The following is a 13,905-nucleotide window of genomic DNA, read 5'->3' as shown; positions in this document are numbered from 1 at the left end:
AACGATTTAGGGGAGACTAAAAGCATGTCGCTTACCTGGGCGCTCACCCCGGAGGACGTCGCCCGCATCCGGTTCGCGTTCTCGCCCATGTGGGAGCTCGTCGCGAGCCTGCGCACCCTCCAGAGGCCCGCCCGGCAGTCACTCCACCTGCAGTGGATCAAGGCCGTCCGGCCACGGCTCGCCGGGCTCGACCTCAGCGAGCTGTTCGCGCTCGTCCCGCCCTCCGGCTACGTGGCCGACTTCATCACCCCGCCGCCCGACACGCCGATGCCCGACTTCACCGCCGAGCTCGACCGGGTCAGGCGTACGCCGCCCGAGACGGCCCGGCGGGAGGCCCTGCGGGTCGAGGGGACCGACCGGGCGGTGATCGAGCGGTTCACGGCCGACCCCGAGGCGGGCGTGGCCAGGGTCGCGCGGGCGCTGGAGGCGTACTGGGAGACGTGTTTCGCGGAGTTCTGGCCGCGCGTGTACGGGCTGCTGGAACGCGACGTGCTGCGCCGCTCCCGCCTGCTGGCCGAGGGCGGCGCGCGCCAGTTGTTCGCCACGCTCGACCCCGCCGTCACCTGGACGGGCGAGAAGCTGCTCATCGACCGGCCGTGGTGCGCCGACGAAGCGGTGCGCGGTGACGGCCTGGTGCTGGTGCCCAGCGCGTTCTGGTGGCCGTCGGTGGGGGTGATCGCGCCGCCGTACCAGCCGATGCTCGTCTATCCCGTGCTCGGCGTGGGCACGCTGTGGGAACAGGGGCCGCCGCCCGCGCCCGGCGCGCTGGCCGCGCTGATCGGCAGGAGCAGGGCGCAGATCCTCCTCGCGCTCGCCGAGCCCGCCACCACCTCGGCCCTGGCCGCCCGGATGTCGCTCACCCCGGGCGCCGTCAGCCAGCACCTCGGCGTGCTCAGCGGCGGCGGGCTCGCGGTGGGGATGCGGGTCGGCAAGCAGGTCGTCTACCGCCGCACCCCCACGGGCGACATGCTCGCGTGCGGCGCCGCCTAGCGCCCAGGCGCCGCGGCCGTGACCGTGCGGTCAGGCGTAACGCTGGGACTCCAGGAGCCAGTCGAGGTGGGCGCGCGGCGCCGCCAGGTAGGCGCAGGCGACCTTGCTGACGTCCCTGGCCGCCTTCGGCGCGAGATCCGCGAGGGGCAGCCGCCTGGCCGCCTCCTGCATGTCCTGGCACCGATCGGCGATCCGGTCCAGCACCCACGCGGTCGCCTCCCGCTCGCCCAGCCCGAGCTGGCGCATCGCGAGCACGACGAAGTTGTGCACGTCGCCGCGCTCCTTCGGCCGGGAGGCGACGTCGTTGCACCACGCGGTGACGTCGCTGCAGGCGTCCACCAGCCGGCGCCAGGGCTCGCCGTCGTGGACCCAGCCCGGCACCTCCACCCGCAGGCACGGCTCCACCAGGTCGTACAGGTAGGGCCCCACCGTGCCCCTGCGGAGCTCGGGATATTCCTCCAGCGTCGGCATGCGGCCGGCCGCCCTGTTGTCGGCCTCCGTGCGGCACGCGTCGTGCTGGCGCTGCAGCCCCACCGCGAACCTCGACCGCCACCGGTCGCTCATCCGCGCGCTCGTCACCCGCCACAGATCGGCGAAGGCCGCCTCCAGCGGATGGCCGGCCGCGCCCCTGAGCATGCCGTCGAAGATGTCCAGCCGGCACGACCCCTCGTCCAGCTCGTCGTCCAGGTGGAACAGCCACGTCAGCCACTGCGCGAACAACGCCGCCGCGGCCGCGTCGAACTCCGCGAAGGCCCGGCCCGCCATCCGGTGGAAACCGACGCCGGGGTCGGCGCGCAGGCCGGTGCGCCTGGCCCAGTCGATGACCGCGGCCTCGATCGCGTACACGGCCGGGTGCATCCGGCACGGAGCCGCCATCGCGGGCACCCGCTCGGTGAGCGGCAGCAGCGCCACGGCGGCCGAGTGGCCCCTGCGCGGCAGGGGCAGCATGGACGTCAGCGCGGAACGCAGCGCGGTGCGCACCGTGGCGAACACGGTGGGGCTCGCGGTGGTGTTCACACTCGTCCTCACGGTCGTCTTCAGCGGAGTCTTCACAGCGGTCCGAAGAGCCAGTTGCCCGCGGCGTTGGGGTCTCCGCTCGTGTAGTAGTCGCAAGCGGCCCGGACCAGCCCGTCCACGGTGAGCGTGCCCCTGCCCTCCCTGTCGAGCCGGTCGAACGCCTCGTCCACGTCGTCGTAGGCCACGCCGAACGCGCACAGCAGCGTACGGAACTCGGCGGGGCCGATCTCTCCGTCGCCGTCGGCGTCGCACAACTCCGCCACCGCCACCGTCGCCGGCCTGAACACCGGGTCGTAGCGGTCGCCGGTGACGAACGCCGCCGTCATCCCCTTGCGGAAATCCTCCCGCGCGATGCCGGAGTCGCCGTCGCGCTCGAGCGCCAGCGACAAGGTGGACCAGATGCCGTCGAAGCTGCCGACGAGGCTCGCCCCGGTGACCGAGGTGGGGGACTCCCCGAAGCCCACCAGAATGCGGGCGCCCAGACCCAGCAGGTCCTCACGCTCGACGACGCCGTTGCCGCTCGCGTCGATGTGGTCGAACGCTCGATCGAGCTTGTGATTGAGCAGGTCGATAGCCACCAATGCCTCCCCCGAGACTGACTGCGTGATCACAGTAAGTCGGGGCGGGCCCTTTGTCAGCGAGGCTCGCACCGGCTTGTTCACGGGCTCCTCCGCGGGAGCCTTCCCCGGCACCCCCCGTAACGTGTGCGAAACACGGACACGGCATGCTGGTAGGGGACCCGTACTGTCGTCTTGAGGGGATGCCGTGGACCGCCAGCAGGAGTTCGTGCTCCGCACGCTCGAGGAACGCGACATCCGGTTCATCCGGCTGTGGTTCACCGACGTGCTCGGCTTCCTCAAGTCCGTCGCGATCGCCCCCGCGGAGCTGGAGGGCGCGTTCGCCGAGGGCATCGGCTTCGACGGCTCGGCCATCGAGGGCTTCGCCCGGGTCTACGAGTCCGACATGCTCGCCAAGCCCGATCCGGCCACGTTCCAGATCCTGCCCTGGCGCAGCGAGACGCCCGGTGCGGCGCGCATCTTCTGCGACATCCTCATGCCCGACGGCTCGCCGTCGCACGCCGACCCCCGCTGGGTGCTCAAGCGCACGCTCGCCAAGTGCGCCGACATGGGCTTCACCTTCTACACCCACCCCGAGATCGAGTTCTTCCTGCTGAAGAACCGGCCCGAGCCGGGCGGGCGGCCCGAGCCGATCGACTCGGGCGGCTACTTCGACCACACCCCCCACAGCGCCGGCCACGACTTCCGGCGCCAGGCGATCATGATGCTGGAGTCGATGGGCATCTCGGTGGAGTTCAGCCACCACGAGGGCGCGCCCGGCCAGCAGGAGATCGACCTGCGCTACGCCGACGCGCTGACCACGGCCGACAACATCATGACCTTCCGCCTGGTCATGAAGGAGGTCGCGCTGGAGCAGGGCATCTGGGCCTCGTTCATGCCCAAGCCGTTCACCGAGCACCCGGGCTCCGGCATGCACACCCACATGTCGCTGTTCGAGGGCGACCGCAACGCCTTCCACGAAGCCGGCACCGACTACCGCCTGTCCAAGATCGGCCGCTCGTTCATCGCCGGGCTGCTCAAGCACGCCGCCGAGATCACCGCCATCACCAACCAGTGGGTCAACTCCTACAAGCGGCTCTGGGGCGGGGCCGAGTTCATCGCCGGTCAGGGCGGCGAGGCGCCCTCCTACGTGTGCTGGGGCCACAACAACCGGTCCGCGCTGGTCCGGGTGCCGATGTACAAACCACACAAGGGCGGCTCGACGCGCATCGAGTTCCGCTCGCTCGACTCGGCGTGCAACCCCTACCTGGCGTTCGCGCTGGTCCTGGCGGCCGGGCTGAAGGGCATCGAGGACAGCTACGAGCTGCCGCCCGCCGCCGAGGACAACGTGTGGACGCTGACCAGCGCCGAGCGGCGGGCCCTCGGCATCCAGCCGCTGCCCGGGTCGCTCGACGAGGCGATCGCCGTCATGGAGCGCAGCGAGCTGGTGGCCGAGACACTGGGCGAGCACGTCTTCGACTTCTTCCTGCGCAACAAGCGGGCCGAGTGGCGCGACTACCGCCGCACCGTCACCGAGTTCGAGCTCGGCCGCTACCTGCCCGTGTTGTGACGAGGCCCGTTCCGGGGCGGAGCCTGCTCAGCCCTGGAACTCGCGCACCTCGATGGGGAGCAGCGCCACGGCCCTCGCCATCTTGCGGCCCCACCCGAGCGCGGCCTCCATGTCGGCCGCCCGGATGATGGTGAAGCCGCCGACGTGCTCCTTGCCCTCGGTGTACGGGCCGTCGGTGGTGAGCACCTCGCCCTCCCTCAGCCGCGCCACGGCGGCCTGGTCCGGCGGGCGCAGCCCGCCGGAGAAGACCCACACGCCGGCGTCCTTCATCTCCTGCTCCAGCGCCCCCAGGTCGCGCATGACCGGGTCGAGGATCTCGGGTCCCGGCGGCTCGCCGTCGGGCTGGTACATGGTGAGCACGTAATGCCTCATCGCGGTGTCCTTTCCTCGGAGTTCACCCTTCACACGAACGGCCCGCGCCCGGATCGACACGCCACGCGGAAAAAATCGGCCGTGTTCCGGCCCGCCGTCATCCGTCGTGGTCGGGCGACGATCCGGTGATCCGGATCTCGCGCAGGCGGTCGTCGTCCCCGCCGTCGAAGGTGATGGCCTCCAGCAGGGCCGCCTCCGCCCTGTCGAGGATCAGCACGCCCGCCGCCGGCGTGGGGTCGCCGCCCTTCACCCGCGCGACCAGGCGGGCCCACCGCCGCTGATGGCGGGCGAACGTGCGCGGCGCCACCACCCGGCCCCTGGCCCGCTGCCCGGCCAGCGCCGCCTCCGGCGTCGCGTCCAGCAGGAGCAGGTGCAAGCGGGAGTGGTGCCGCCGCGCCAGCCACGCGAAGCCCCTCAGCACGTACGGGGCGCAGCCCCGGTTGTGGGCGATGACCGAGCGGCCGCCGGCGAGCGCCCCCCGGATGCGGCCCACATGGGTGGCGAACACCAGGGCGCGGCGCACCGGGCCTGGCATCCAGCCGAGCCTGCCGTGCCAGTGCCGCTTGGCCTGCGCCGAATCGATCACCGCGACCGCGCCCGCGGTGACGGGCAGGCTCTCGGCGCCGCCCAGGCCGTACAGGCGGCGGAGCAGGGTGGTCTTGCCCGCGCCCGGAAGCCCGGTCAGGATGACCAGGGATCCGGGCGGGTATCGCAATCTCGACCCTTGCACAGGCCCACCCCCGATGATCAACGTACATGTCCCGGTGCCGTGCCGGCGAGGGGACCGCGTGCCTAAGAGACTCGTCGAAGCCGGGCCGTGGCGCGCGGCCCGGCCGCCATCGGCGGGCCAGGCGTGTGGTCAGGGAGCCCGGCCGATCCGTCCCGGCTCCCTCTGCCTGTGGCTCTGGGCCGGTATCGGCGGATTGGTCGCGGGAGGCGGAGGAGGCGGGATAGGCTACTGCCCGACGCCTTGATCGGCCTCACTCCCGGCAGCGGTTCGGAGTGAGGCCGATTTTCGTTACTTCTCACCCCCGGCTCACGTCCGCGCGATGTGGGGCGCCCACCATCTCTCGGTGGGCGTGACGGCAGGCATGGCCGCGCGACGGGCGGGAAGCAGCGGACCTCGTCGAGGCGTTGTAGGTCATGTCGATCAGCCGTGAGACCCCCGGCATCTGCGGGGATCGGGAGTCTGGGTAAAATCGGCCTGCCTCTATTGACATTTACGGACTTTTCGCCCTGTGCGGCGATATAGGAGGGTGTGGCATGACGACGGCTGCCTTGCAGACCGTGCTGACCGTTCCCGAGCGCTTCCGTGGCCCGGTGGGGGTCGCCAACGGCGGCTGGATAGCGGGCACCATGGCGGAGGCTCTGAACGGTGGCCGATCAGCCGTCGAGGTCACGCTCCACGCTCCCACCCCGCTGGAGACCGAGTTGCGCCTCGAACACGTGGCCAACTCCGTCTCCCTCTCCCACGGCGACCGGCTCCTGGTCGAGGCGATCCCCGTGGCCGAAGACCTGGAGGGCCCCGGCTTCGTGCCGTTCACCGACGCCGCCCGCGCCGAGGCGGGATTCGTCGGCCTGCGGGCGCACCCGTTCGCCGAGTGCTTCGCCTGCGGCATGCGCGAGCCCGGCGACGGCCTGCGCATCTTCCCCGGGCCCGTCGAGGGCTCCGACCTGGTGGCGGCCGGATGGCGGGTGCCGTTCAACGTGACGGGCGAGGTCGGCGTTCCCGCCTCGATCGTCGGGGCGGTGCTCGACTGCATCACCGGCTGGGCCCACTTCGGCCCGGGCGAGAGCGCGCTGCTCGGGCGGCTCGGCGTGCAGATCCACCGGCCGGTCCAGCCCGGCGCACGCTACTCCGTGGTGGCCCGCCCGACCGGCCGCGACGGGCGCAAGATGTTCGGGCAGAGCGCCATCTACGAGGACGACGGCACCCTGGTGGCCGCGGCCCGCGCCACCTGGATCGCTCCACGCTGACACCGCGCCGTCACCGCCGGTCGCCGGCTCGCATCGATCGTCAGGGCGGCAGGCGGGAGACGCGCCGCTGCGCGGCCAGGTCGCCCTCCCGCAGCCGTACACCGTGACCGGGCTCGCGGCCCGGCGTGACGACGCCGTTCTCGATGACGGGCAGCCCGGTGACGAGCTCGCCGTACCAGGTGTGCAGGAAGGCCCTGACCGTCTCCTGGATGAGCCCGTTGGGCTGGCCGCACACGAAGTGCACGCAGCCCGCCAGCGTGGCGGGCCCGGTGCAGTCGTGCGGCGCCACCGGCACGCCATAGGCGTCGGCGAGGGAGGCGACCTTGCGGGCCTCTGTCAGGCCGCCCGTCCACTGGACGTCGAGAGTGAGGACGTCGACGGCGCCGGAGTCCAGCAGCGGCTTGAAGCCCCGCCGCCCGACGCACGTCTCCCCGGCGGCGATCGGCACGGGCGACTCGAGGCGGGCGTAGGCGTCGGCGGCGTCCGAGCGCAGCGGGTCCTCCACCCAGAACGGCCGGTACGGCTCCAGCGCGGCCAGGATCGTCTCGGCGGCGGGCCGGCTCCACAGGCCGTGCAGCTCGACCATCAGCTTCATGTCCTGGCCGGCCTCCTCCCGGATCGCGGCGATCACCTCGAGCCCCTGGTCCAGGTCGGCCCGGGAGATGCCGGCGCCGCCCGTACGCTCGGCCGCGGTGTCGAACGGCCATACCTTCATGCCGCCGATGCCCTGCTCGCGCAGGTCGCGGGCGAGCCGGGCCGGGTCGGTGAGGAAGGCGTCCAGGTCCTCGTAGCGGCCGGTGGCCAGGCCCCAGTTGCCGCTCTCCTGCCGGGCCGAGGTGGCGATGTACCCGGGGCCCGCGCAGGTGTTGTAGATGGGCATGCCGTCGTGGACGGCGCCGCCGAGCAGGTCGACGAGCGGCAGCCCGGCGGCCTGTCCGAGCAGGTCCCAGAGGGCGAGATCGACGGCGCCGTTGCCGCGTGTCTCGGCGCCTGAACCCTGGTAGCCGGTGTACGGGGTGAGCAGGCGGGCGACCCGTTCCGGCGTGGGACCGGCCAGGCCGAGCAGGACGGGGGCGACGCTCTCGTGCAGGTACGCCTCCACCGTCAGCGCGCCGAAGAACGCCTCGCCGAGCCCGGTCAGCCCGGAGTCGGTGTGCAGGCGGACGAACAGCAGGTTGGGTTGGACGGCGGGCCGGACGGTCTCGAGGGCGACGATCTTCACGAGTTCCCCTTTCAGCTCTAAGACCGGATATACGCAGGTGACATGGCCACCAAACGAAATTTCCGGATAATGGGCCGATATGAGCGTTACCGTCATCCAGCACGAGGCCGACGCCGGGCTCGGATATCTGGGCGAATGGCTGGGACTGGACTTCGACGTCGTGCGGCCGTACCTGGGCGATGAGATTCCCGTACGCGCGGGCGACGGGCTGATCGTGCTCGGCGGCGCGGCGGCCGCCTGGGAGGACGAGCGCAGCCCCTGGCAGCCCGCCACCCGCGACCTGCTGCTGCGGGCGGTAGAGGAGAGCACGCCCACGCTGGCGATCTGCCTCGGGGCGCAACTGCTGACCATGGCCTGCGGCGGCGCCGTCGATCGCGGCGCGTACGGGCTCGAAGTGGGCGCCCGCGACGTCGCCGCCCTGCCCGGCGCCGCCGCCGACCGGCTCTTCTCCGGAATCGGCACGGCCGTGGCCGTGCAGTACCACCAGGACGTCATCACGCGGCCGCCCGGCGGCGCGGTGCCGTTGATGACCGGCACTCCGTACCCTCACCAGGCCTACCGGCTCGGGGATGCCGCCTGGGCGGTGCAGTTCCGCCCGGAGGCCACCCCCGAGATCTTCGCGTCCTGGACCGGCGAGACGGCCCTGGAAGGGGCCGGGGAGCTCGACGCCGAGGTCAAGGCGGCCGAGGCCGACCTCATCGCGACCTGGCGCCCGGTGGCGAGGGCGTTCGCGGACGTGGTCCGGGATCCCGCCCGCTGACCTGGTGCGGCCACGGGCCGAAACGGAGGCCGGCCTGCTACGGCCCGCGGCGGGGGAACTGCCACTATGGAGGGGTGCCCAGGATCGAATCCACCGCCGCGAGGCTCGCCAAGCTCGGTTTCGCCGACGGCGCCAGGGCGGCCAGGCTCGTCGGCCAGGCCGGAGCCGATCTGGACGACCTGCTGGAGCCGCTGGTCGACGTGGCCGACCCCGACCTGGCGCTGGCCTCGCTGGCCCGCCTGGCCGAGCGGGACCCGTCCGTGCCGGGAAAGCTCCGCGCCGACGGCGAGCTGAGGGCCAGGCTCGCCGCCGTGCTCGGGGTCAGCGAGGCGCTCGGCGACCACCTGGCACGCCACCCGGAGCAGGTGGCGCTGCTCGCCGAACACCGCCTGGGCGATCCGCGCGAGGAGCTCCTCCGGGCGGTCGGCGCCGGCGGGCCGGACGCGCGGAAGCGTGACGGGGCCGAGGCGATGACGGCGCTGCGGGTGGCCTACCGGGGCAGGGTGATGCACCTGGCCGCGCGCGACCTCACCGGCCAGGCCACGCAGGCGGAGGTCATGGCGGAGCTGTCCGACCTGGCGGGCGCGGCGCTGGAGGCCGCGCTGGCCATCGCGCGGGCCGAGGTCGACGCCGCCGACGTGCGCCTGGCCGTGATCGGCATGGGCAAGTGCGGCGCCCGCGAGCTCAACTACATCAGCGACGTCGACGTGATCTTCGTGGCCGAGCCGCGGGAGGGCGCCGACGAGGAGAAGGCGCTGCGCTCGGCGACCCGGCTGGCCCAGGCCATGATGCGGACCTGCACCGCGACCACCCCCGAGGGCTCGCTGTGGGAGGTGGACGCCGGGTTGCGGCCGGAGGGCCGGTCGGGGCCGCTGGTGCGCACGCTGGCCAGCCACCTGGCCTACTACCGGCGCTGGGCGAAGACGTGGGAGTTCCAGGCGCTGCTGAAAGCCCGGCCGGTGGCCGGCGACCTGGAGCTGGGCGCGGCCTACGTCGAGGCGGTCAACGAGCTGGTCTGGTCGGCGGCCACCCGCGAGCACTTCGTCGAGGACGTGCAGGCGATGCGCCGCCGGGTGGAGGCGCATGTGCGCGCCGAGGGCGAGCGCCAGCTCAAGCTGGGCCCCGGCGGGTTGCGCGACATCGAGTTCGCGGTGCAGCTGCTGCAGCTCGTGCACGGCAGGCTCGACCCGCTGCTGCGCCGCCGGGGCACGCTGCCCGCCCTGGCCGCGCTCTCCCGCGGCGGCTACGTCGGGCGTGACGACTCGCGCGGCCTGGCGGAGGCGTACGCGTTCCTGCGCCGGGTCGAGCACCTGCTGCAGCTGCACCGGCTGCGGCGTACGCACATCGTGCCGGAGGACGAGGCCGATCTGCGCAGGCTGGGCCGGGCGCTGGGCATGCAGGCCGACCCGGTGGGGGAGTTCACCGCCCGGTGGCGGCGGCACGCGATGGAGGCGCGGCGGCTGCACGAGAAGCTGTTCTACCGCCCGCTGCTGCAGGCCGTGGCCCGGCTGCCGGAGTCGGAGGCGCGCCTGTCGGCGACGGCCGCCGCGGCCAGGCTGGAGGCGCTCGGCTACGACGACCCCACCGGCGCGCTGCGCCACATCGCCGCGCTCACCACGGGGGTGTCCAGGCGGGCCGCGATCCAGCGCACGCTGCTGCCCGTCATGCTCGGCTGGTTCGCCGACACGCCCGACCCGGACGCGGCGCTGCTCGGGTTCCGCCAGGTCAGCGACAAGCTGGGCAGCACGCCGTGGTATCTGCGGCTGCTGCGCGACGAGACGGCGGTGGCGGCCAGGATGGCGCGCGTGCTCGGCACCAGCCGCTACGCGACCGGCCTGCTCATGCACGCGCCCGACGCGGTGGCGATGCTGGGCTCGGACGAGGAGCTGGCCGTGCGCTCGCGCGAGTCGCTGCTGGGCGAGGCGTCCGCCGCGGTGTCGCGGCACGCGGGCGGCCCGGAGAACGCCGTCGCGGCCGTGCGGGCGCTGCGGCGCAAGGAGCTGTTCCGTACGGCCGTCGCCGACATTGCCGGGCTCATCGACATCGAGACGGTGGGCACGGCGCTGTCGCGGCTGACCGACGTGACCCTCCAGGCCGCGCTCGACGCCGCTTCTGACAGGGCCGCGCGGGTCACCTCGTTCGCGATCGTCGCGATGGGCCGGCTCGGCGGCATGGAGTGCTCCTACGCCAGCGACGCCGACGTCATGTTCGTGCACTCGCCGCTGCCGGGGGTGGACGAGCGCGAGGCCACCGACGCCGCCCACGCCGTGGCCAACGAACTGCGCAGGCTGCTGTCACTGCCCGCCCCCGACCCGCCGCTGGCCATCGACCCCGACCTGCGGCCGGAGGGGCGGCAGGGCCCGCTGGTGCGCACGCTGGCCTCCTACCGCGCCTACTACGCGCGCTGGTCGTCGCCGTGGGAGGCGCAGGCGCTGCTGCGGGCCAGGTTCTCGGCCGGCGACCCCGAACTGGGCGCCGCGTTCGTCGCGATGATCGACGAGCTGCGCTACCCGGGGCAGGGCCTGCCCGACGACGCCGTCAGGGAGATCAGGCGGCTCAAGGCCCGCATGGAGGCCGAGCGTCTGCCGCGCGGCGCCGACCCCGCCCTGCACACGAAGCTCGGCCCCGGCGGCCTGTCCGACGTGGAGTGGGTGGCCCAGCTGCTGCAGCTGCGCCACGCGGGCGGGCTGCCGTCCCTGCGCACCACCCGCACGCTGGAGGCGTTGCGCGCGGCCGTGGCGGAGGGCCTGCTCGACCGGGCGGACGAGGAGGTGCTCGCCGAGGCGTGGCGTTTCGCCTCCCGCGTCCGAGACGCGATCATGCTGGTCAAGGGCAGGCCGGGCGACAGCGTGCCGCGCGACTCGGGGGAGCGCGGGCTGATCGCGCAGGCGCTCGGCTATCCGCCGGACGGCTCCGAGGACTTCCTCGACGACTACCGCCGCGTGACGCGCCGCGCCCGCCAGGTGGTGGAGCGCGTCTTCTACGCCTGACGGCCCGCCGCGACAACCCGGTGAGGGCTTGCTCGCTCGATCCGGCGGGGTGTATCAAAGCGCGATGCTCTCCGTTTACGTGGACCTGGCGCTCGGCCTCGCCGTGTCGTTCCTGCTGCTGTCGCTGCTCGTGAGCGGCTTGAACGAGGCCGTGGTGCGGCTGCTGTCCATCCGCAGCAAGTTCCTGTGGGCCTACCTCAGGGACACCTTGGACGGCTCGGACGCCCAGGGCCGGTCCTGGTTACCGGCCGGCGTACGCGACGTGTTCGCGGCGCTGCCGTTCCAGCGCGACCCGCGCCCTCGGCACAGGGGCCGGCCCGCCCCCGCGGAGGCGGGAGAGCTGCCCGCCCGCGCGGGCGAGTCCGACGACGCCCTGGTCACCCTGCTCTACCAGCGGGTGCGCGAGATCGACCACCCCAAGAGGGGCCGCACCAGCATCGCCGACCTCCCGCCTGGGCGGTTCGCGGTGGCCGTGATGGAGCTGGCGGCGGGCGCGCCCGGCGGCGTCGAAGGGTTCCTGGCGAAGCTGAAGGAGATCGGCAGCCCGCTGCACGGGCCGCTCAACGGCGTGTGGGAGACGGCACAGCGCGACCTCGACCGGTTCAGGCAGGGCGTGGAGGCCTGGTTCGACGGCGAGATGCAGCGGCTCACCCTGCTCTACCGGCGTTATGTGCGGTGGGTCGTCACCGTGTTGTGCGTCGCGGTGACGCTGCTGTTCACCGTGGACGGGCTGGAGCACGCCAAGACGCTGCTGCGGGACAACGCCTTCCGCGCCTCGGTGACGGCCGTCGCCGAGGCGGGGCCCGCCGCGTACGACGAGCTCAGGGCGCGGTGCACGGGCGGCGACCCGGTGTCGTGCGTCTCGGAGACGCTCAGCCGGCCGGCGCTGGCCAGGATGCTCGGCCAGGCGCCGCTCAGCGTGTCGATCCCGGAGCGGGGCGATCCGGTGTTCGCCTGGAACGGCGGCGTGTGGTGGGACCGGCTGACCACGCCGAGCCACTGGCCGGGATTCCTGCTGACGTACGTGGCGTTGTTGTTCGGTGCCCCGTTCTGGTGGGACGTCCTGCGCCGGCTGACGGGGATCAGGTCGAGGCGCTGAGCCGCGAGCCCGTGGCCGCCAGCGCGATCACGTCGGCCAGCTCCGCGAGCTCGCCGGGGTCGTCGGTCAGCCGGGCCGTGGCCAGGCGCAGGTGGGGAGCGGGCGCGGGGTCGATCACGTAGCGGCTGCCCGGCGCCGCCGAGATCCCGTGCGCCGCGAGGGTGACCAGCGCCGCGGACTCCTCGCGTACCGGGACCCACAACACCAGGCCGTCGCGCCCGCCCGTACGGACGCCGCGGGCGGACAGTTCCGCGGCCAGCCGCGCGCGCCGGCCCGCGTAGGTGTCACGGGCGCGTTCGACGCCGGCCCGTGCCGCGGCGTCGCCGAGCAGGTGGGCCAGCGTGTCCTGCAGGATCCTGCTGGTCCAGCCGGTGCCGAAGCTGCGCAGCACGCGCACCCGCTCCACGGCCTCGGCCGCCCCGCCGACGATCGCGATGCGCAGGTCGGGGCCGTGGGACTTGGAGTACGACCGCACCAGCACCGTACGGTCGGGAAAGCGCGTCCCCATGCTCACCATCGGCGAGACCGACAGCTCGCCGATCCCGTCGTCCTCGACGATGAGGGTCGCCGTGGGCTCCAGCAGGGCGGCCAGCTCGGCGGAGCGCTCCGGGGTGACGGCGTGGCCGCAGGGCGACTGGCCGCGCGGCTGGTAGACGAACGCCACCGGACTGGCCCGCAAAGCTCTGTCCAGCGCGCCGGGCAGCGGGCCGTCCTCGTCGCAGGCGACCGGGATGATCTGGACGCCGATGGTCTCCAGGATGTCCAGCAGCCGCGCCGCCGTCGGCTCCTCGATCGCTATCCGGTCGCCGGGCAGGGCCGCGGTCTGGCAGAGCAGCTGCACGCCCTCGTAGCCGCCGCCGACCGCGAGCCAGCCCTGGGCGGCGAACGGCCAGTCCGGCTCCACGGCGGCGCGCAACCGCGGCGTGATCGTCTCGCGCGTGTAGTCGTTGAGCCGGTCGGTGCGGGCGGCCGCGGCCAGGGCGCTCTCCAGCGGCGGCAGCAGCGCCGGGTCGGGGGAGGCGATCGCCAGGTCGATGGCCAGCCGGTCGCCGAAGTGGCCGATGCGCTCGTACCGGATGGGGCGCGGCACGTCGGGCGGGCCGAGCACCACCGTGCCCCTGCGGCGGTCGGTGCGGATCATCCCGTGCCGGCGCAGCTCCGACCAGGCCTCGGCGACGGTGCCCGAGCTGACCCGCAGCTCCCTGGCCAGGGCGCGCACGGTCGGCAGGCGGGTGTCGGCGGTCACCGTGCCCTGCCTGATCAGGTCGGTCAGGACGGTCGCGATCCCGCGAGCACTCGGTTCGCCGATGCGTTCCGCCAGCCATGCGGCGTCCACTCCACCCCCATGGGT

The 13,905-nt window shown here is 73.4% G+C and carries 12 protein-coding genes; 6 read left to right on the top strand and 6 right to left on the bottom strand.

What is annotated here, in order from left to right; translation table 11 throughout:
• Window positions 1-24: 24 nt before the first annotated feature.
• A complete protein-coding gene (locus tag ACZ6SA_RS14835) occupies window positions 25-990 on the top strand; it encodes a DUF5937 family protein (protein WP_347642552.1) in 966 nt (321 codons plus the stop codon).
• 30 nt (window positions 991-1,020) lie between these two features.
• Here the strand turns inward: ACZ6SA_RS14835 and ACZ6SA_RS14830 are convergent, their stop codons facing one another.
• Window positions 1,021-2,007 carry a terpene synthase family protein gene (locus tag ACZ6SA_RS14830; RefSeq protein WP_347642553.1) on the bottom strand — a complete coding sequence of 329 codons (987 nt, stop codon included), beginning with the start codon at window positions 2,005-2,007 and terminating at the stop codon, window positions 1,021-1,023.
• A 32-nt stretch (window positions 2,008-2,039) separates the two neighbouring features.
• The gene (locus ACZ6SA_RS14825; protein WP_347642554.1) at window positions 2,040-2,585 is read right to left on the bottom strand and encodes an EF-hand domain-containing protein; all 546 of its coding nucleotides are present in this window, start codon (window positions 2,583-2,585) and stop codon (window positions 2,040-2,042) included.
• Window positions 2,586-2,772: 187 nt separating this feature from the next.
• Here ACZ6SA_RS14825 and ACZ6SA_RS14820 point away from each other — a divergent pair, with 187 nt between their 5' ends.
• The gene (locus ACZ6SA_RS14820; RefSeq protein ID WP_347642555.1) at window positions 2,773-4,134 is read left to right on the top strand and encodes a glutamine synthetase family protein; all 1,362 of its coding nucleotides are present in this window, start codon (window positions 2,773-2,775) and stop codon (window positions 4,132-4,134) included.
• A 27-nt stretch (window positions 4,135-4,161) separates the two neighbouring features.
• On the opposite strand, the gene ACZ6SA_RS14815 is transcribed toward ACZ6SA_RS14820, so the two are convergent.
• Both ACZ6SA_RS14815 and ACZ6SA_RS14810 read right to left on the bottom strand, forming a co-directional pair.
• On the bottom strand, window positions 4,162-4,506 hold the full coding sequence (locus ACZ6SA_RS14815; protein WP_347642556.1) for a YciI family protein: 345 nt from the start codon (window positions 4,504-4,506) through the stop codon (window positions 4,162-4,164).
• Window positions 4,507-4,603: 97 nt separating this feature from the next.
• Window positions 4,604-5,221, bottom strand: a complete 618-nt coding sequence (locus ACZ6SA_RS14810; protein WP_347642557.1) for an AAA family ATPase — start codon at window positions 5,219-5,221, stop codon at window positions 4,604-4,606.
• Window positions 5,222-5,769: 548 nt separating this feature from the next.
• Here ACZ6SA_RS14810 and ACZ6SA_RS14805 point away from each other — a divergent pair.
• On the top strand, window positions 5,770-6,483 hold the full coding sequence (locus tag ACZ6SA_RS14805; RefSeq protein ID WP_347642558.1) for a PaaI family thioesterase: 714 nt from the start codon (window positions 5,770-5,772) through the stop codon (window positions 6,481-6,483).
• A gap of 40 nt (window positions 6,484-6,523) precedes the next feature.
• Here the strand turns inward: ACZ6SA_RS14805 and ACZ6SA_RS14800 are convergent, their stop codons facing one another.
• On the bottom strand, window positions 6,524-7,705 hold the full coding sequence (locus tag ACZ6SA_RS14800) for a mandelate racemase/muconate lactonizing enzyme family protein (RefSeq protein ID WP_347642559.1): 1,182 nt from the start codon (window positions 7,703-7,705) through the stop codon (window positions 6,524-6,526).
• Window positions 7,706-7,784: 79 nt separating this feature from the next.
• Here ACZ6SA_RS14800 and ACZ6SA_RS14795 point away from each other — a divergent pair, with 79 nt between their 5' ends.
• From ACZ6SA_RS14795 to ACZ6SA_RS14785, 3 genes are all read left to right on the top strand, one after another.
• Complete coding sequence (locus ACZ6SA_RS14795; protein ID WP_465828307.1) at window positions 7,785-8,465, top strand: type 1 glutamine amidotransferase; 681 nt, start codon at window positions 7,785-7,787, stop codon at window positions 8,463-8,465.
• Between the two features lie 74 nt (window positions 8,466-8,539).
• Complete coding sequence (locus ACZ6SA_RS14790) at window positions 8,540-11,455, top strand: bifunctional [glutamine synthetase] adenylyltransferase/[glutamine synthetase]-adenylyl-L-tyrosine phosphorylase (protein ID WP_347642561.1); 2,916 nt, start codon at window positions 8,540-8,542, stop codon at window positions 11,453-11,455.
• A 64-nt stretch (window positions 11,456-11,519) separates the two neighbouring features.
• A complete protein-coding gene (locus tag ACZ6SA_RS14785) occupies window positions 11,520-12,554 on the top strand; it encodes a hypothetical protein (RefSeq protein ID WP_465828305.1) in 1,035 nt (344 codons plus the stop codon).
• Here the strand turns inward: ACZ6SA_RS14785 and ACZ6SA_RS14780 are convergent.
• Complete coding sequence (locus tag ACZ6SA_RS14780) at window positions 12,538-13,890, bottom strand: aminotransferase-like domain-containing protein (RefSeq protein WP_465828303.1); 1,353 nt, start codon at window positions 13,888-13,890, stop codon at window positions 12,538-12,540. The genes ACZ6SA_RS14785 and ACZ6SA_RS14780 overlap by 17 nt on opposite strands.
• Between the last annotated feature and the right edge of the window lie 15 nt (window positions 13,891-13,905).

The organism is Nonomuraea sp. NPDC049378, assembly GCF_055586745.1.
Note: the sequence above shows the minus strand (reverse complement) of the source record. Positions and strands in the feature narration are given on the sequence as shown.